Origin of the sequence: Pseudomonas sputi, from assembly GCF_021603585.1 — a bacterium.
GTDB classification, from domain to species: Bacteria; Pseudomonadota; Gammaproteobacteria; order Pseudomonadales; family Pseudomonadaceae; genus Aquipseudomonas; species Aquipseudomonas sputi.
This window is the reverse complement of sequence record NZ_BQHI01000002.1, coordinates 193,676-211,497: the sequence shown is the minus strand read 5'-3', so window position 1 is coordinate 211,497 and position 17,822 is coordinate 193,676. Positions and strand designations below refer to the sequence as shown.

Annotated in this window: 18 protein-coding genes; 8 read left to right on the top strand and 10 right to left on the bottom strand. The window is 62.5% G+C overall.

From position 1 onward, the window contains the following. Positions 1-20: 20 nt before the first annotated feature. The 6 genes from mazG to L6D81_RS03505 form a co-directional block, all read right to left on the bottom strand. On the bottom strand, positions 21-863 hold the full coding sequence (mazG, locus tag L6D81_RS03530; RefSeq protein WP_236177917.1) for a nucleoside triphosphate pyrophosphohydrolase: 843 nt from the start codon (positions 861-863) through the stop codon (positions 21-23). Next, positions 860-3,103: a GTP diphosphokinase gene (gene relA, locus L6D81_RS03525; protein ID WP_007957789.1), complete on the bottom strand. Its 2,244-nt coding sequence runs from the start codon at positions 3,101-3,103 to the stop codon at positions 860-862. Before relA ends, mazG begins: the two co-directional genes overlap by 4 nt. An 88-nt stretch (positions 3,104-3,191) precedes the next feature. Next, on the bottom strand, positions 3,192-4,577 hold the full coding sequence (gene rlmD / locus L6D81_RS03520) for a 23S rRNA (uracil(1939)-C(5))-methyltransferase RlmD (RefSeq protein ID WP_236177916.1): 1,386 nt from the start codon (positions 4,575-4,577) through the stop codon (positions 3,192-3,194). Continuing rightward, positions 4,577-5,479, bottom strand: a complete 903-nt coding sequence (gene cysM / locus L6D81_RS03515) for a cysteine synthase CysM (protein ID WP_236178106.1) — start codon at positions 5,477-5,479, stop codon at positions 4,577-4,579. Before cysM ends, rlmD begins: the two co-directional genes overlap by 1 nt. Positions 5,480-5,649: 170 nt before the next feature. Further along, entirely contained in the window at positions 5,650-7,074 is a 1,425-nt protein-coding gene (locus tag L6D81_RS03510; protein ID WP_236177915.1) for a HAMP domain-containing sensor histidine kinase, read from the bottom strand. Then, positions 7,061-7,783 carry a response regulator transcription factor gene (locus tag L6D81_RS03505; RefSeq protein WP_236177914.1) on the bottom strand — a complete coding sequence of 241 codons (723 nt, stop codon included), beginning with the start codon at positions 7,781-7,783 and terminating at the stop codon, positions 7,061-7,063. The genes L6D81_RS03510 and L6D81_RS03505 overlap by 14 nt, the downstream gene beginning before the upstream one ends. A gap of 216 nt (positions 7,784-7,999) precedes the next feature. Between L6D81_RS03505 and L6D81_RS03500 the strand changes: the two genes are divergently transcribed. Then, positions 8,000-10,762, top strand: a complete 2,763-nt coding sequence (locus L6D81_RS03500) for a response regulator (RefSeq protein ID WP_236177913.1) — start codon at positions 8,000-8,002, stop codon at positions 10,760-10,762. An 83-nt stretch (positions 10,763-10,845) separates the two neighbouring features. Then, complete coding sequence (locus L6D81_RS03495) at positions 10,846-11,835, top strand: 2-hydroxyacid dehydrogenase (RefSeq protein ID WP_236177912.1); 990 nt, start codon at positions 10,846-10,848, stop codon at positions 11,833-11,835. Between the two features lie 10 nt (positions 11,836-11,845). On the opposite strand, the gene L6D81_RS03490 is transcribed toward L6D81_RS03495, so the two are convergent. Further along, positions 11,846-12,286 carry a hypothetical protein gene (locus L6D81_RS03490; RefSeq protein ID WP_236177911.1) on the bottom strand — a complete coding sequence of 147 codons (441 nt, stop codon included), beginning with the start codon at positions 12,284-12,286 and terminating at the stop codon, positions 11,846-11,848. Positions 12,287-12,419: 133 nt separating this feature from the next. Here L6D81_RS03490 and L6D81_RS03485 point away from each other — a divergent pair, with 133 nt between their 5' ends. Together L6D81_RS03485 and L6D81_RS03480 are read left to right on the top strand one after the other, a co-directional pair. Beyond that, positions 12,420-12,854 carry a hypothetical protein gene (locus tag L6D81_RS03485; RefSeq protein ID WP_236177910.1) on the top strand — a complete coding sequence of 145 codons (435 nt, stop codon included), beginning with the start codon at positions 12,420-12,422 and terminating at the stop codon, positions 12,852-12,854. After that, on the top strand, positions 12,854-13,258 hold the full coding sequence (locus tag L6D81_RS03480; protein ID WP_236177909.1) for an META domain-containing protein: 405 nt from the start codon (positions 12,854-12,856) through the stop codon (positions 13,256-13,258). The genes L6D81_RS03485 and L6D81_RS03480 overlap by 1 nt, the downstream gene beginning before the upstream one ends. Positions 13,259-13,327: 69 nt before the next feature. Here the strand turns inward: L6D81_RS03480 and L6D81_RS03475 are convergent, their stop codons facing one another. Then, on the bottom strand, positions 13,328-13,795 hold the full coding sequence (locus L6D81_RS03475; RefSeq protein ID WP_236177908.1) for a TlpA disulfide reductase family protein: 468 nt from the start codon (positions 13,793-13,795) through the stop codon (positions 13,328-13,330). A gap of 114 nt (positions 13,796-13,909) precedes the next feature. Here L6D81_RS03475 and arsC point away from each other — a divergent pair, with 114 nt between their 5' ends. From arsC to L6D81_RS03460, 3 genes are read left to right on the top strand one after another with little or no spacing between them, the layout of a single operon-like run. Further along, entirely contained in the window at positions 13,910-14,263 is a 354-nt protein-coding gene (gene arsC, locus L6D81_RS03470; RefSeq protein WP_236177907.1) for an arsenate reductase (glutaredoxin), read from the top strand. Next, positions 14,260-14,856 carry an NAD(P)H:quinone oxidoreductase gene (gene wrbA, locus L6D81_RS03465; protein WP_236177906.1) on the top strand — a complete coding sequence of 199 codons (597 nt, stop codon included), beginning with the start codon at positions 14,260-14,262 and terminating at the stop codon, positions 14,854-14,856. Before arsC ends, wrbA begins: the two co-directional genes overlap by 4 nt. 1 nt (position 14,857) lies before the next feature. Beyond that, the gene (locus L6D81_RS03460; RefSeq protein ID WP_236177905.1) at positions 14,858-15,283 is read left to right on the top strand and encodes a DUF2069 domain-containing protein; all 426 of its coding nucleotides are present in this window, start codon (positions 14,858-14,860) and stop codon (positions 15,281-15,283) included. Positions 15,284-15,345: 62 nt separating this feature from the next. Here L6D81_RS03460 and L6D81_RS03455 read toward each other — a convergent pair whose 3' ends face one another. Both L6D81_RS03455 and ttcA read right to left on the bottom strand, forming a co-directional pair. After that, positions 15,346-16,020: a DNA-3-methyladenine glycosylase I gene (locus L6D81_RS03455; RefSeq protein WP_236177904.1), complete on the bottom strand. Its 675-nt coding sequence runs from the start codon at positions 16,018-16,020 to the stop codon at positions 15,346-15,348. Between the two features lie 68 nt (positions 16,021-16,088). Beyond that, positions 16,089-16,913 carry a tRNA 2-thiocytidine(32) synthetase TtcA gene (ttcA, locus tag L6D81_RS03450; protein WP_011335493.1) on the bottom strand — a complete coding sequence of 275 codons (825 nt, stop codon included), beginning with the start codon at positions 16,911-16,913 and terminating at the stop codon, positions 16,089-16,091. A gap of 289 nt (positions 16,914-17,202) precedes the next feature. Here ttcA and L6D81_RS03445 point away from each other — a divergent pair, with 289 nt between their 5' ends. Further along, the gene (locus L6D81_RS03445) at positions 17,203-17,805 is read left to right on the top strand and encodes a Yip1 family protein (protein ID WP_007957761.1); all 603 of its coding nucleotides are present in this window, start codon (positions 17,203-17,205) and stop codon (positions 17,803-17,805) included. The last annotated feature ends 17 nt before the right edge of the window (positions 17,806-17,822 follow it).

The following is a 17,822-nucleotide window of genomic DNA, read 5'->3' as shown; positions in this document are numbered from 1 at the left end:
TTACTCACTTGGGCAACGGCTCAGCCACAGCTGGGCGAATTCTTTTCCTGGCGTTTGGCTTCGCCCCACAGGGCGTCCAACTCTTCGAGGGTGCAATCTTCCATGGGTCGATGGGTGTCGCGCAATGCCTGTTCGATAAAACGGAAACGTCGTTCGAACTTGGCGTTGGCGCCACGCAATGCGGTTTCCGGATCGACCTTCAGATGCCGGGCCAGGTTGACCACGGAAAACAGCAGGTCGCCGATTTCGTCGGCCACCGCTTGCGGGTCATTCTCGGACATGGCTTCGAGCACTTCATCGAGCTCTTCACGGACCTTGTCCAGCACCGGCAAGGCATCCGGCCAGTCGAAACCGACCTGCCCTGCGCGCTTCTGCAACTTGGCCGATCGAGACAACGCCGGCAACGCAGCAGGCACATCGTCGAGCAGCGACAGTTGCTGCGGCTCGGCGGATTTCTCGGCGCGTTCTTCGGCCTTGATCTCCTCCCAGCGCTGCTTGACCTGCTCTTCGCTCAGACGCGGCACGTCCAGCGGCGCATACAGATCGCCCGTGGGGAACACGTGCGGATGACGACGGATCAACTTGCGAGTGATGCTGTCGACCACCCCGGCGAATTCGAACCGCCCCTCCTCCCGCGCCAGCTGGCTGTAATACACCACCTGAAACAGCAGATCGCCCAGTTCGCCCTGCAAGTGGTCGAAATCGCCGCGCTCGATGGCGTCGGCGACTTCGTAGGCCTCTTCAAGGGTGTGCGGGACGATGGTCGCGTAAGTCTGCTTGATGTCCCACGGGCAACCGTACTGCGGGTCGCGCAGACGGTTCATCAGGTGCAGCAGGTCTTCAAGGCTGTAGGTCGGTTTCATGGAGTCCGGTTACGCCGCGTTTCGATGATGTTCGGCAACTGGGAAATCCGCCCCAGCAATCGCCCCAGCGCGTCCAGCCCCGGAATCTCGATGGTCAGGGACATCAGCGCAGTGTTGTCCTCCTTGTTCGAGCGCGTGTTGACCGCCAGCACGTTGATCCGCTCGTTGAGCAGCACCTGCGAGACGTCACGCAGCAGACCGGAACGGTCGTAGGCGCGGATGACGATGTCCACCGGATAGGTGAGCACCGGCACCGGGCCCCAGCTGACCTGGATGATCCGCTCCGGCTCGCGTCCGGCCAGTTGCAGCACCGAGGCGCAGTCCTGGCGGTGAATGCTCACGCCACGGCCCTGGGTGATGTAACCGACGATCGCATCGCCCGGCAACGGCTGGCAGCAGCCGGCCATCTGGGTCATCAGGTTGCCGACGCCCTGGATCTGAATGTCGCCGCGCTTGCCCGGCTTGTAGCCGGTGGCCTTGCGCGGAATCAGTTCCAGCTGCTCGTTGCCGCGTTCCGGCTCGACCAGTTGTTGGGCCAGGTTGACCAGTTGCGCCAGACGCAGATCGCCAGCCCCGAGGGCGGCGAACATGTCTTCGGCGGTTTTCATGTTGGCTTTGTCGGCCAGCTTGTCGAAATCCACCGCCGGCAGACCGAGACGATTGAGTTCGCGCTCGAGCAGGGTCTTGCCCGCCGCGACGTTCTGGTCGCGCGCCTGCAACTTGAACCAGTGCACGATCTTCGCCCGCGCCCGGGACGTGGTGACATAGCCCAGATTCGGGTTCAACCAGTCACGGCTCGGAGTGCCGTGCTTGCTGGTGATGATCTCGACCTGTTCACCGGTCTGCAGGCTGTAGTTGAGCGGGACGATGCGCCCGTTGATCTTCGCGCCACGGCAGTTGTGACCGATTTCGGTGTGCACGCGGTAGGCGAAGTCCAGCGGCGTCGCGCCTTTCGGCAAGTCGATGGCGTGACCGTCAGGCGTGAAGATGTAGACCCGGTCCGGCTCGATATCGACCCGCAGCTGTTCGGCCAGGCCACCGATATCGCCCAGCTCTTCGTGCCACTCGAGGACCTGACGCAGCCAGGAGATTTTCTCTTCGTAGTGGTTCGAGCCGGACTTGACGTCAGTGCCCTTGTAGCGCCAGTGCGCGCAGACGCCGAGTTCGGCCTCTTCGTGCATCGAATGGGTGCGGATCTGGACTTCCAGCACCTTGCCTTCCGGACCGATTACCGCCGTGTGCAGCGAGCGGTAGCCGTTCTCTTTCGGGTTGGCGATGTAGTCGTCGAACTCTTTCGGGATGTGCCGCCACAGGGTGTGGACGATGCCGAGCGCGGTGTAGCAATCGCGCATTTCCGGTACGAGCACGCGCACGGCACGCACGTCATAGATCTGGCTGAATTCCAGACCCTTGCGCTGCATTTTGCGCCAGATCGAATAGATGTGTTTGGCCCGGCCGCTGATGTCGGCTTCGACGCCGGTGGCCTGCAATTCGTCCTTGAGCTGGGTCATCACGTCGGCGATGAAGCGCTCGCGGTCGAGCCGCCGCTCGTGCAGCAGCTTGGCGATCTGTTTGTATTGATCGGGTTCCAGATAACGGAAGGACAAGTCCTCCAGTTCCCATTTGATATGACCGATGCCGAGTCGATGCGCGAGCGGCGCATAGATGTCGAACACTTCCCTTGCGACCCGGTTACGCTTTTCGTCGTCGGCGGTTTTCACCGCACGGATCGCGCAGGTGCGTTCGGCGAGCTTGATCAGTGCAACACGCACGTCGTCGACCATCGCCACCAGCATCTTGCGCAGGTTTTCCACCTGGCCCTGAGTGCCGAGCACCATCGACTGGCGAGGGCTGAGGCTGGCACTGATCGCCGCCATGCGCAGCACGCCATCGATCAGCTTGGCGACCACCGGGCCGAAGCGCTGGCTGACCGCTGCGAGTTCAATCTGGCCTTCGCGTACGCCACGGTAAAGCACCGCAGCCACCAGCGAATCCTGATCGAGCTTGAGGTCGGCAAGGATCTCGGCGATCTCGAGGCCGGTGCTGAAACTGCCGCTGCCTTCGGACCAGAGATTCTTCGCCGCATTGGACTGTTGCTCGGCCTGGCGAGCGTACTCGCAGGCCTCTTTCAAGGCTTCGCGATCCAGTGCCAGATCGACACTGACCGCATGATCGAGCCAAGCCTCGAGATTGATACTGCCGTCAGTGTTGATCGGCTGGTGTGCTCTCACCTGTACCATCTTGCTTTACCTTCCCTACGACGCAGATTCAATGCGTCAAATCACTGACCGTCAATGCCCGTTCGCGCTCGCGGGGCCAAGGCGAGCGCTACGGACGACCAGTCGGATCAGACGAGCCATCCTGGCTCGCTTCAAATAACGCCATGGCCTCGACATGTGCCGTCTGAGGAAACATATCGAGAATCCCGGCACGTTTTAACCGGTAGCCCTGCTTGATCAATTCGACCGTATCGCGCGCCAGAGTTGCAGGGTTGCACGACACGTACACCAGCCGTTTGGCGCCCAGGGTCGCCAGTTTGCGCACCACCTCGAAAGCACCGTCGCGCGGTGGGTCCAAGAGTACCGCAGAAAAGCCGTTTCCGATCCACTGGGCATCGGTCAAAGGCTGGGATAAATCGGCCTGAAAAAACTTTGTGTTATGCAAATTGTTGCTAGCGGCATTGGCCGCCGCGCGATCGACCATGGTCTGCACGCCTTCGACCGCCACCACTTCACGCGCGGCTTTCGCCAGCGGCAGGGCGAAGTTGCCCAGGCCGCAGAACAGGTCGAGCACGCGCTCATCGCTCGTCGGTTTCAACCAGTCCAGCGCCTGGGCGACCATGGCCTCGTTGACCCCGGCGTTGACCTGGATGAAATCCCCCGGCCGGTAAGCCAGTTGCAGATTCCATTGTTCCAGGCGGTAACCGAGCGACTGTGCATCATCCACCGGCTGCGGTTCGCCTTCGCCATGCAGCCAGAGTTGCGCTTCATGGAACACGCAGAAATCCTTGAGGATCGTCAGGTCGGCCTCGGACAGCGGCGCCATGTGACGCAGCAGGACGGCAAGTGACGAGCCACTGAACAATTCGACATGCCCCAGCGCCTGAGGCTTGCTCAAGCGCCGAAGCATCTCCGGCAAACGGGCCATGATCGGTTGCAAGGGCTGTACCAGCACCGGGCATTCGCTGATCGCGACGATGTCCTGGCTGCCGGCGGCGCGGAAACCGACTTCGAGCTTTTTGGCCTTGCTGTCCCAGCGCACGGCGATCCGGGCGCGGCGACGGTAGCCGAATTCGGGACCGGTCAACGGCGCCGCCCACTCCTGGGGCTCGGCACCGGCGACTCGCGACAACTGCTCGGCGAGCATGCGCTGTTTCAGGGCAAGCTGTTCGTTGTGGGGCAGATGCTGAACGCTGCAACCGCCGCAACGTCCGGCGTGCTGGCAAGGTGCGGGACGGCGCAATTGACTGGCGGTGAACACGCGCTCGGTGCGCGCCTCGACCACTTTGCCGTGGGCACCGAGCACCCGCGCTTCGACCTCTTCACCCGCCAGGGCGCCGAGGACGAACCAGGTTTTGCCTTCAAAAAACGCGATGCCGCGACCGTCATTGGCCAGGCGCTCGATGCTCAGGCGCTGCTTTTTGCCGGTCGGGATTTGCGCGGCCTTGCTGCCGCCGGTGGGCTGGAAGCGCAGGCCTCTCTCATGCTTGGCCATCAGTGGGGCGCGTCGAAAATGCCGGTCGACAGGTAACGGTCGCCACGGTCGCAGATGATCGCGACGATCACCGCGTTTTCAACTTCTCTGGACAGGCGCAGCATCGCTGCCACCGCACCGCCCGAGGACACGCCACAGAAGATGCCCTCTTCGCGGGCCAGGCGCCGGGTGACATCCTCGGCTTCGCTTTGCGCCATGTCGACGATGCGGTCGACGCGGTCGGCCTGATAGATCTTCGGCAGGTACTCCTGCGGCCAGCGGCGGATGCCGGGAATGGCCGAGCCTTCCATCGGTTGCAGGCCGATGATCTGCACGTTGTCGTTCTGCTCCTTGAGGTAGCGCGACACGCCCATGATGGTGCCGGTGGTGCCCATGGAACTGACGAAATGGGTGATGGAGCCCTGGGTCTGACGCCAGATTTCCGGGCCGGTGGTGGTGTAGTGCGCTTCAGGATTGTCGCCGTTGGCGAACTGATCCAGCACCTTGCCACGGCCTTCGGCTTCCATCCGCTGGGCGAGATCGCGAGCGCCTTCCATGCCCTCTTCCTGGCTGACCAGAATCAGCTCTGCGCCGTAAGCGGTCATCGCCGCCTTACGTTCTGCGCTGGAGTTGTCCGGCATGATCAGGATCATCTTGTAACCCTTGATCGCGGCGGCCATCGCCAGGGCGATCCCGGTGTTGCCCGAGGTTGCTTCGATCAGCGTATCGCCTTCGTGGATCTGCCCGCGCAACTCGGCGCGGGTGATCATCGACAGCGCCGGACGATCCTTGACCGAACCCGCCGGGTTGTTCCCTTCGAGCTTGAGCAAAAGGGTGTTGCTGGTGACACCGGGCAGGCGCTGCAAACGCACCAGCGGCGTGTTGCCGACGCAATCGGCGATGGTTGGGTACTGCAAGGTCATGGCGTTTTTCGCAATCCGGACTGCGGGGGCGCCTATCATACCGGCAAACCTGCGCAGGCCATATCACGCAAAGTGTGGTGCTTATGGTTTCTTGGAATAAGCAGTAAAAGTCGCGCCAGTGGTGCGACTTTTTAAAAAGAGTCAGCAGTGCTGTCACTTTCCTGTGCCGCTCACACAATCTGCGGGCGGCTCATGCCAACTGTGGGAGCTGGCTTGCCAGCGATGGCGTCGGGAGCGACAACACTGTCATCCGCCACCAACCGCAGATTCAAGCGCAATCCCGACGGGCCGTTCTCGGCCCACAATGTTCCGCCCTGGCGTTGCACCGCGTTCCTCGCGATGCTCAGCCCCAGACCAAACCCACCATCCCCCGGCCGCGAGCCGTCGAGTCGAATGAAGGGCGAGAAGATCCGCTCAAGATCGGCTTCGGCCACGCCGCCACCTTCGTCCTCCAGCCACAGGTGCCAGTAATCGCCGTCCCGTCGACCGTCGAGCCGCACGATGCCGCCCGGTGGCGAATGTCGAATCGCATTGCGCAGAATGTTTTCCAGGGCCTGGGCCAGGGTGTTGAGATTGCCGCGCACCCAGCAGGAAGCGTCGACGCCACACTGCAACTGCCCCACCGGATAGCAGCTTTCGTAGCAGGCGTTTTCCGTGAGCATTTCCCACAGCGCCTGAATCTGGATCGCTTCGTCCGGCAATGGGGCGCGTTCGGTGTCGAGCCAGGCCAGTTGCAGGGTGTCTTCCACCAGCCGCTGCATCACGTCGATTTCGCGACCGATACGTTCGCGCAGCGGTTGCAACTGCTGCTCGCTTTCGCTGGCAACCCGCAACCGGCTCAGGGGCGTGCGCAGTTCGTGGGACAGGTCGCGCAACAGCTGTTGTTGCAGGGCCACGGTGGATTGCAGGCGTTCGGACATCGAGTCGAAGGCACGGGCCAGTTCGCCAAGCTCATCGGGGCGCTGGGTGATGCCGCTGGACAACCGCACATTCAATTGATCGGCACGCCACGCATTGGCCTGCTCGCGCAGATTGTTCAGCGGCACCACCAGCAGGCGATACAGGCCGACGCACAGCAGCAAGGTGAACAGACCGGGAATCACACCATTGGTGATGACTCGCCAGAACACCCGATATTTCCCCGGCAGGAATCGCTCGGGCAACTCGATGACCAGGCTGCCCGCGGTCGGATCAACGGGGAACGGTACCCGCAGCCACGGCCGGCCCTTTTTGTGAATCGGCCAGTCAAGGCCTCGCAGGAAGGTCAGGCGCTGAAGCTCCTGAGCGTTCAATGGCTGACTGCCCAGCGACTGCAGATTGCCGCCGATCACGCCGACCCAGCCGGCTTCGCGCAGCTCCATGCTCTGCAACCAGCTATCGATACCATCGCGCTCGCCTTGCTGCCAGGCGCGCTCCGCCTCGGCGGCATAACGACTCAGGGTGCGACGGGCGTCATCGGAGAGGAACTGATTGCGCTGTTCCATATACCAGCCCCAGGACCAGCTCAGCCAGATCATCAACAGACAGAACGCCACCAGCAGGCAGGCGAGTTTCCAGAACAGCGAGTGCCGGCCCGGCAGGTCAGACACTTTCATCGACGGCACTCAGGACGTAACCCTTGCCCCACACCGTGCGCACTTCGCGCTCGGTGTAACCGACCGACTTGAGTTTGCGGCGGATCTGGCTGATGTGCATATCAAGGCTGCGATCATGGGCCGCGTATCCGCGCTGCAGAACGTGCTGATAAAGGAAGGCCTTGCTCAGCACTTCCTCGTCGTTGCGATTGAGGGTTTCCAGCAGGCGGTATTCGCTGCGGGTCAGGCCGGCGGGCTGATCGCGGTAGAACACCTCGCACTGCTCGTCGTCGAAACGCAGCCCGCCGACCGGCACCACCGGGACCACGGCCGCCGGGCGACGGTCAAGGGCGACCCGGCGCAGGATCGCCTCGATCCGCACATGTAGCTCGGCCATGCTGAAGGGTTTGGGCAGATAGTCGTCTGCGCCGAGACGGAATCCGCTGATGCGGTCGGCTTCGGCACCCAGCGCCGACATCAGCAGCACCGGGGTGGAATGACTCTGACGCAGTTGGGTCAGGACATTCAGACCGTCGAGCCCCGGCAACAGAATGTCCATCAACACCACATCGAACGGCTGGCGCCGGGCAATGCTCAGGCCTTCGCTGCCGTTCTGGCACCAGGTCACCTGAAAACCGCTGCGGCCCAATTGTTCATGGACATAGGCACCGAGGACGGGATCGTCTTCGATGGAAAGAATGCGGGGTTGGCCAATAGAGACAGGAGTCATGACTATCTGCAAATAATTCTCAGTTGGGCGATTATTCAAGATTGCCCGGCGCCCGGCAACCCAAGCTTGACCTGTCGGACAGATGACAGGTGCCCAAGTGAAGAACAACGACATCATTTTTCCCGACAACGTCCCTGAGCAAATCGCTACACTGCGCCGATACCGCGTGCCGGACGCACGTGTGAGTCAACGATCAGCGGGATGCAGGAGAAAGGCGTGCTCAAGAAACTGGGAATCAAAGGTCGCGTATTGTTGCTGACCCTGTTGCCGACCAGCCTGATGGCACTGGTGCTGGGCGGGTATTTCACCTGGACGCAGCAGTCCGACCTGCAAGCCCAACTGATGCAGCGCGGCGAAATGATTGCCGAGCAACTGGCCCCGCTGGTGGCACCGGCCATGGGCCACGGCGATGCCGAACTGCTCGAGCGCATCGCCACCCAGTCCCTCGAACAACCGGACGTGCGCGCCGTGACCTTCCTCGGGCCCGACCGCTCTCCCCTCGCCCACGCCGGCCCGACCATGCTCAATCAGGCGCCGAGCGGCGACAGCGCGCACTTGCTGCGACGCAGCGGCAACGACGCCACCCGCTATCTGCTGCCGGTCTTCGGCAAACACCGCAACCTCGCCGGCGAGCTGATCCCGCAAGAGTCCGACCGCCTGCTCGGCTGGGTCGAACTGGAGCTGTCGCACAACGGCATGTTGCTGCGCGGCTATCGGAGCCTGTTCGCCAGTCTGTTGCTGATTGGCGCGGGACTGGCCGGCGCCGCATTGCTGGCCTTGCGCATGGGCCGCACGATCAACCGCCCGCTGAGCCAGATCAAACAGGCCGTCGCGCAGCTCAAGGACGGTCACCTGGAAACCCGTCTGCCGCCGTTGGGCAGTCAGGAACTGGATGAACTGGCATCCGGCATCAACCGCATGGCCGGCACCCTGCAAAACGCCCGGGAAGAATTGCAGCACAGCGTCGATCAGGCCACCGAAGACGTGCGCCAGAACCTGGAAACCATCGAGATCCAGAACATCGAACTGGATCTGGCGCGCAAGGAAGCGCTGGAAGCGAGCCGGATCAAGTCCGAATTCCTCGCCAACATGAGCCACGAGATCCGCACGCCGCTCAACGGCATTCTGGGATTCACCCACCTGTTGCAGAAAAGCGAACTGACCCCGCGCCAGCTCGACTATCTGGGCACCATCGAAAAGTCCGCCGACAGTCTGCTGGGGATCATCAACGAGATCCTCGATTTCTCGAAGATCGAGGCCGGAAAACTGGTGCTCGACCATATTCCGTTCAACCTGCGCGACCTGCTGCAGGACACCCTGACCATCCTCGCCCCCGCCGCCCACGCCAAGCAGCTGGAACTGGTGAGTCTGGTGTACCGCGACACACCGTTGTCGCTGGTCGGCGATCCGCTGCGCCTCAAGCAGATCCTGACCAACCTGGTGAGCAACGCGATCAAGTTCACCCGCGAAGGCACGATCGTCGCCCGCGCCATGCTCGAAGAAGAAAACGACGACAGCGTGCAGTTGCGCATCAGCATTCAAGACACCGGCATCGGCCTGTCGAACCAGGACGTGCGCGCGTTGTTCCAGGCCTTCAGCCAGGCCGACAATTCGCTGTCGCGCCAACCCGGCGGCACCGGTCTGGGGCTGGTGATTTCCAAGCGCCTGATCGAACAGATGGGCGGCGAAATCGGTGTCGACAGCACGCCGGGCGAAGGTTCGGAATTCTGGATCAGTCTGAACCTGCCCAAGACCCGCGACGACGCCGAAGACCTGCCCGCCGCACCGTTGCTCGGGCGCCGGGTGGCGGTGCTGGAAAACCACGAACTGGCGCGTCAGGCCCTGCAGCATCAACTGGAAGACTGCGGCCTCGACGTCACGCCGTTCAACACCCTGGAAAGCCTGACCAATGGGGTCACCGGCGCCCATCAGACCGATCAGGCCATCGATCTGGCCGTGCTCGGCATCACCAGCAACGACATGCCGCCAGAACGCCTCAACCAGCACATCTGGGACCTTGAGCACCTCGGTTGCCGAGTGCTGGTATTGTGCCCGACCACCGAACTGACGCTGTATCACTTGTCCGTGCCCAACCCCCACAGCCAGCTGCAATCGAAACCGGCCTGCACCCGCAAACTGCGCCGGGCGTTGTCGGACATGGTCAATCCACGCCAGCCGCGCAGCGAACCGGGCGAACCGGGCGAACCGTTGTCGAGCCGTGCGCCGAAAGTGCTGTGCGTGGACGACAACCCGGCCAACCTGTTGCTGGTGCAGACGCTGCTCGAAGACATGGGCGCCAAGGTGCTGGCCGTGGAAAGCGGTTACGCCGCGGTCAAGGCGGTGCAGAGCGAAAGCTTCGATCTGGTGCTGATGGATGTGCAGATGCCCGGCATGGACGGACGCCAGAGCACCGAAACCATTCGCCAGTGGGAAAGCGAGCGGCATTGCACGCCGCTGCCGATCGTCGCCCTCACCGCTCACGCCATGGCCAATGAAAAACGCGCGCTGCTGCAAAGCGGCATGGACGATTACCTGACCAAGCCGATCAGCGAACGGCAACTGGCGCAGGTCGTGCTGAAGTGGACTGGCCTGGCGCTGCGCAATCAGGCGCCAGACCGTGGCGGTGAAAGCCTGCTGGGCCATCAGGAACTGCCGATTCTCGATCACGAAGAAGGTTTGCGCCTGGCTGCCGGCAAGGCGGATCTGGCGGCGGACATGCTGGCGATGCTGCTGGCTTCACTTGAGGCCGACCGCGAAGCCATCCGCACCGCCCGCGACCATCAGGATCAGAACGCTCTGCTCGAACGGGTGCACCGCCTGCATGGCGCCACTCGCTACTGCGGTGTGCCGCAATTGCGCGCCGCCTGCCAGCGCAGCGAAACCCTGCTCAAGCAGCAGGACCCCAAGGCCTCGACCGCGCTGGACGAATTGGAACGGGCGATCAATCGTCTGGCGGCCCAGGCGAAGATCAGCGCCTGATCCACGGCAATGCCGATCAACGCCGACGCGGCTACAGTTGTCGCGGGTGATTTGCGCCCGCGTCGATGCTCCAGGAGGATTTCATGCGCACGATCGTTTTCAGCAGCCAGACCTACGACCGCGACAGTTTCCTCGCCGCCGACTGCCCGGCCGGGATCGAACTGCACTTTCAGCCAGCCCGGCTCAGCCTCGACACGGCAGCGTTGGCCGAACACCACGAGGTGGTCTGCGCATTCATCAACGATGACCTCAGCGCCCCTGTGCTCGAACGTCTGGCCGCCGGCGGTACACGCCTGATCGCCTTGCGTTCGGCCGGCTACAACCATGTGGACCTGGCCGTTGCCAAACGCCTCGGGCTGGCCGTCGTGCGTGTACCGGCCTACTCGCCCCACGCGGTGGCGGAGCATGCGGTGGCGTTGATCCTCGCCCTCAACCGCCGTCTGCACCGGGCCTACAACCGCACCCGCGAAGGCGATTTCAGCCTGCATGGTCTTACCGGTTTTGACCTGGTAGGCAAAACGGTCGGCATCGTCGGCACCGGGCAGATCGGCGCGACGTTCGCGAAGATCATGCACGGCTTCGGCTGCGAACTGCTGGCCTACGACCCTCATCCGAATCCCGCCGTCGAAGCCTTGGGCGCGCGCTACCTGAGCCTGCCGGATCTGCTGGCGCAAGCGCGGATCATCAGCCTGCACTGCCCGCTCAACGAGCAGAGCAGACACCTGATCAACCGCGACTCGCTGGCGCACATGCAACCGGGGGCAATGCTGATCAACACCGGGCGTGGTGGTCTGGTGGACACGCCGGCGCTGATCGACGCCCTGAAGGACGGCCAACTCGGTTATCTGGGACTGGATGTGTATGAAGAGGAAGCGCAGCTGTTTTTCGAGGACCGTTCCGACCTGCCGCTACAGGACGACGTGCTGGCGCGGCTGCTGACGTTCCCGAATGTGATCGTCACCGCGCATCAGGCGTTTCTGACCCACGAGGCGCTGGACGCGATTGCCGCAACCACCCTGCACAACATCGCGACCTGGGCGGCGGGTACGCCGCAGAACCAGGTCGAGGGCTGAACGATCGGACTCAGACCGGAGGCGGTGTCGGGGTAATCGCCACGCACAGGATCAACAGCGCCAGCCAGCCGAATCCCAGTAAACGTTGCTTGAGGGAGTGCCCGCTGCGCAGCAGGAACCACACAAACACCAGCGGCATCAGAAACGCCATGATCTTCAGCCAGCCTTCTACCGGGCGCGAGCCATCCGGGTTCAGCACCGGCTCGACCGGCTGCGAACGACGGCGGCGCCCCGCCGCGGCCGGCATGATCTTCGGCCGCTCGGGTGCCGGCGGCGGAACATAAGCCTCGGGCACAGCCTTGTTGCGCGGCAGGCTGCCAAAGGAAATTGTCGACGTGCCCGTCTGGGCGTGCGAAGCAGGCGCCTCTGCCAGCGGGGCCCCGCAATGAATGCATGCCGTCGCTTCGGAGCTGATGCTCCGCTTGCATTCATAACATTCGATCAGCGCCATGTTCCGTTCCTTGAAAATGAAGGCGGCAGTTTGCCACGACTGCGGTGTCGATTTGAACCGGATCGAAGGTCGCACGCGCGCATCATTCTGCAATCAAGCCCGTGCTAGCATGTCGCGCATATTTGGAGGACCCATGGTCGAACACGATTTCCGCTACACCCTGATGAACCCGCAACACACCCTCACCGAATGCCGCGCCCTGGTTCCGGGCCGTTATCAGGTCACCGGCAACGGTGGCTCGATCCGCATCGGCGACGTGCTGGTCGTGACCCTCAAAGGCAGCAAGGACTTGTCCATGCGCCTGACCGTCGACACCGTCCGCCACCTGATCAACCCGCCGGGCCAATGGACGGCCATGACCACCGGCCCGGTATTCGGTGAACTGGCGATCCACACCTGGCAGGTCAACTGCGACAGCTGCGCCAAGGCGCTGAGCTTCGAATTCGCCGTGGACGCCAAGCTGGGCAAGCCTGCGGAAAAACCGGCCGCCACCGCCCGCATCGCCGAGCTGGGCTGGAAAGCCGTCGGCGACAAGCACCTGTGCCCGAAATGCCAGGAGCCGGCGTGATGAAACACCTGGCCCTGACCGCTGTTGTCGGCGCCGGCCTGATGGGTTGCGCCGCCGAGCCTGTGCAACTGCAACAGAACCGCAGCTACATTCTGGAATGGATCGGCGAGCGTCCGCTGATGGACTACAGCCACCTGACCGTGACCCTGGGCGATGATGGACGGGCGTATGGCAATGGCGGCTGCAACCACTGGTTCGCGCCGTACACCCTGGATGGCGACAAGCTGAGCTTCGGCAAGATCGGCAAGACCCGCAAACTCTGTGCCCCGGCGCTGATGGAGCAGGAGCAACGCTTCCTCCAGGCCCTGGAGCATGTGGAACGCTGGGACATCTCGCCGATCGAACAGATGCGCTTCTGGCCGGCCGAAGGCAAGCCGTTGCGCTGGTGGCTGGAAGAAGGCTGATCCTGCTGCACTGAATGATCGTTCCCACGCAGAGCGTGGGAACGATCAGCGACGATCAGCCAAAACGAATCAGTTGGTCGCCTGCAACGCCTCAAGCTTCGCCATCACCCCCGCCGCTGTCTGCTCGCCCAGCAACTGTTCCCGCACCTTGCCCTTGTTGTCGATGATGTAGGTCACCGGCAAGGCTTCGCTGCGCGGCAGTTCGAACAGGTCCGCCGGATCCTGCGCCAGCACCGTGAACCTGATGCCCAGTTTTTCGCTGGCGCTCTTCAGTTCTTCACCCTGCACGTTGTCGAAGTTGACCCCGAACACGCCGATCTTCTTGCCCTTGAGCTCTTCGGCCAGGTGATTGAGTTCCGGGATTTCCGTGCGGCACGGGCCGCACCATTCAGCCCAGTAGTTGAGCACGACCCATTGTTTGTCGAGGCGCTCGGACGCCACTTTCTGCCCGTTCTGGTCGATACCGTAGTCGTTGCCGCAGCCCCCCAGCATCAACGCCCCGATGATCGTCAATGCCGCTGCCAGTGCCCGTGTCATGTCGTGTTCCTTGTGAAAAATTGAATGCGCCTGCGACCCTTCGCCTCTCAAGGTTCTGGATTGCGCGCTGCACAGTTAGAATAGCCGCCACTCTACGCAAGAAGCGACCCGCCCATGACCGATCTGACGCTTTATCACAACCCGCGCTGCTCGAAATCCCGCGGTGCGCTCGAACTGCTCGAAGCCCGTGGCCTGACGCCGAACGTGGTGCGCTACCTCGAAACACCGCTGGACGCCGCGCAGATCAAGGCCTTGCTCGGCAAGCTGGGAATCAGCGCACGGCAACTGCTGCGCACCGGCGAAGACGAGTACAAGACCCTGAACCTGGCCGATGCCAGTCTCACCGAGCAACAATTGATCGACGCCATCGCGGCGCACCCGAAGTTGATGGAGCGTCCGATTCTCGAAGCCGGCGACAAAGCCATTGTCGGCCGTCCACCGGAGCAGATCCTGGAGCTGCTGCCGTGAGTGCGCCGTACATTCTGGTTCTGTATTACAGCCGCAGCGGTTCGACCAACGAGATGGCCCGGCAGATCGCCCGTGGCGTCGAACAGGCCGGACTCGAAGCGCGCCTGCGCACCGTGCCGGCGATCTCCACCGAGTGCGAAGCGGTTGCGCCGGACATTCCGGATGAAGGCGCGCTGTACGCCACTTTGGATGATCTGAAGAACTGCGCCGGCCTCGCCCTCGGCAGCCCGACCCGTTTCGGCAACATGGCCGCGCCGCTCAAGTACTTCCTCGATGGCACCAGCAACCTGTGGCTGACCGGCGCGCTGGTCGGCAAGCCGGCCGGGGTGTTCACCTCTACCGCCAGCCTGCACGGCGGTCAGGAAACCACGCTGCTGTCGATGATGCTGCCGCTGCTGCACCACGGCATGCTGATCACCGGCCTGCCCTACAGCGAGTCGGCGCTGCTGGAAACCCAGGGCGGCGGCACGCCGTACGGCGCCAGCCATCACGCCGGGGCCGACGGCAAGAGCGGTCTCGATCAGCACGAAGTGGCGCTGTGCCGCGCCCTCGGTGCGCGCCTGGCCAAGACGGCCCGGAAACTGGGGAGCTGAGATGGCCAGAAAGCCGAAAGTCCTGCCCGCGGTCGAGTGGCTGGAGCCACGGGTGCGGGCGATGCGAGTGATCAGTCTGCTGTGCTTTTTCGGCCTGGCCGGATTGCTCGCCGCGTATTACCTGGTGTTCGCCGACCTGCATGGCGCGCGGCCGTGGGTGATTCTGCTGATCGAACTGATTCCTTGGCTGGTCATGGCACCGGGGATGATCATGGGCAGCGCACGCGGGCATTCGTGGATGTGCTTTGTGGTGAACCTGTATTTCATCAAGGGCGCACTGGCGGCGTACGACCCGAGCCGGCAGCTGTTTGGCGTACTGGAGATGATCGCCAGTCTGGCAGTGTTCTGCTCGGCGTTGCTGTATGTGCGCTGGCGGTATCAGCTGAACCGCAAACTGGCCGGCGAAGGCGAGATTTCCGTCACCTGACAGCGCTCCAACGCCAAGATCGTTCCCACGCAGAGCGTGGGAACGATCAAGTGCAGTACTTCTCAATGGTTGACGGTGTACGCCAGCATCATCGAGATCTGGCTCATCGGCCGCCCATCGCTCTCTTCATGCCACTGGTTGAACGCGTTCTGCACCGTCGCCAGATCCCGAAGACTGCTCGGCACCTTGTCGACGATCTTCTGCGCATTCAGTGCCGCGACCACGTCGTAGCTCGGCACAAAGGTGTCCTTGCCGACCATCCGCAGGAACCTTGGCGCCGACAGCCCACCCAATTGGTGGCCGTGCTTTTTCAGGTAGGTCCACAGGCCGACGATGTCGGTCACCGGCCAGTCAGCGAGCAACGCGCCGAAACTGCCCTTCTCCTTCTCGACGTCCAGAATGAACTGCGCATTGCGCGGCACGCTTTTGAGTTTGCCCAGGTGGCGGATGATCCGCGCATCCTGCATCAGCCGCTCAAGGTGTTCGGCGCTCATCAGTACGACTTTTTCCGGGTCGAACTTGAAAAACACTTCCTCGAAAGCCGGCCACTTGGCGTCCACCAGACTGTGCTTGAGTCCGGCACGAAACACCCGCAGAGCCATGGTCGAGAGGTAACGGTCGTCGCTGATCTTGCGCAGTTGCGCCGGGGTCTTGGGAACGGGCAGATGGGCTTCCAGTTCAGCCGCCGAACCGAAGCGGTTCAGACAGTATTCGTGCAGCCACTTGTAGTCGCGCATGCCCTCTCCTAAAAAATGAATTGAAAACGGCGCCCGCGAGCGCCGTTTCTTTCGAGCGATCGGATCGCTTACAGGTTCACCACATTGACGAATCGCGAAGCCGCCGTCTCGTCGATCTTCAGGCTGGTGAAGTCAAACAGATTGCGGTCGGCCAGTTGCGAAGGAATCACGTTCTGCAGGCTGCGGAAAATGCTTTCGGTACGCCCCGGGGTCTTGCGCTCCCAGTCCTGGAGCATTTCCTTGACCACCTGACGCTGCAGGTTTTCCTGGGAACCGCAGAGGTTGCACGGGATGATCGGGAACTGCTTGAAGTCCGAGTAAGCCTGGATGTCTTTCTCGTTGCAGTAGGCCAGCGGACGGATCACCACGTTACGCCCGTCGTCGGCGCGCAGCTTCGGCGGCATGGCCTTGAGGCTGCCGTTGAAGAACATGTTGAGGAAGAACGTCTCGACGATGTCGTCGCGATGATGACCGAGGGCCATTTTGGTCGCGCCGATTTCGTCGGCGAAGGTGTACAGCGTGCCGCGACGCAGGCGCGAGCACAGCGAGCAGGTGGTCTTGCCTTCCGGGATCAGCTCCTTGACCACCGAGTAGGTGTCCTTCTCGACGATGTGGTACTCGATGCCCAGTTCTTTCAGGTAGGCCGGCAGCACGTGCTCGGGGAAACCCGGCTGCTTCTGGTCCATGTTCACGGCGACGATCTCGAACTTGATCGGTGCAACCTTCTGCAGGTGCATCAGCACGTCGAGCATGGTGTAGCTGTCCTTGCCCCCGGACAGGCAGACCATGACCTTGTCGCCGTCTTCGATCATGTTGAAGTCGGTGACGGCTTCGCCGGCCAGGCGGCGCAGGCGCTTTTGCAGTTTGTTCTGGTTGACCGTAAGAGTGCCCATGACGCGAAATCCGTGAGGTGTGACGAAAGGCGGGCATTTTACGCAAAAACACTTCGCTTGTGGCCACAGGTTGTCGCCACCTGCAGCGCCCGTACGCACAGACCCCGACGCGATTACCCCGGCGTTTTACAGCGCGATTTGCTCTAAGCCCCTATCACCTGTGCGGTTAAGACCTTTCTATACTGCGACATAAGGTCGCACACAATCTGAAGACCTGTATTTGCTCGGCCGCATTGGTCCGTAGGCGCTCCGCTGGGGGGCGACGGCAATAACGAGAGGAGTGACTGGCATGATCCATCACGTAGTGGGACTTTTTACCCACCCCGATCAGGAATGGAAGGAAATCCGTGGCGACCAGGAAGAAAGCATCAGCCACATGTACCTGACGCACACGCTGATTCTGGCGGCGATTCCCGCTGTTTCGGCATTTATCGGCACGACTCAGGTCGGCTGGGTGATCGGCAACCGCGCACCGGTGATGCTCACCGTCGAAAGCGCGTTGTGGATGACGATCATGTCCTACCTGGCAATGCTCGGCGGGGTCGCGGTCATGGGTGCCTTCGTGCACTGGATGGCCCGCACCTACGACGCCAACCCGAGCCTGGCCCGTTGCGTGGCATTTGCCACCTACACCGCGACACCGCTGTTCGTCGGCGGGCTGGCGGCGCTGTACCCGCACATGTGGCTGGGGATGATCGTCGGCACGGCGGCCATCTGCTACACGGTTTACCTGCTGTATGTGGGGCTGCCGACCTTCATGAACATTCCGTCTGACGAGGGCTTCCTGTTTTCCAGCTCGGTACTGGCGGTGGGTCTGGTGGTGCTGGTGGCCATCATGGCGTTCACCGTGATTGTCTGGGGACTGGGCGTGGGGCCCGTCTACACCAATTAGCCTGCGGTTCCTCCCGA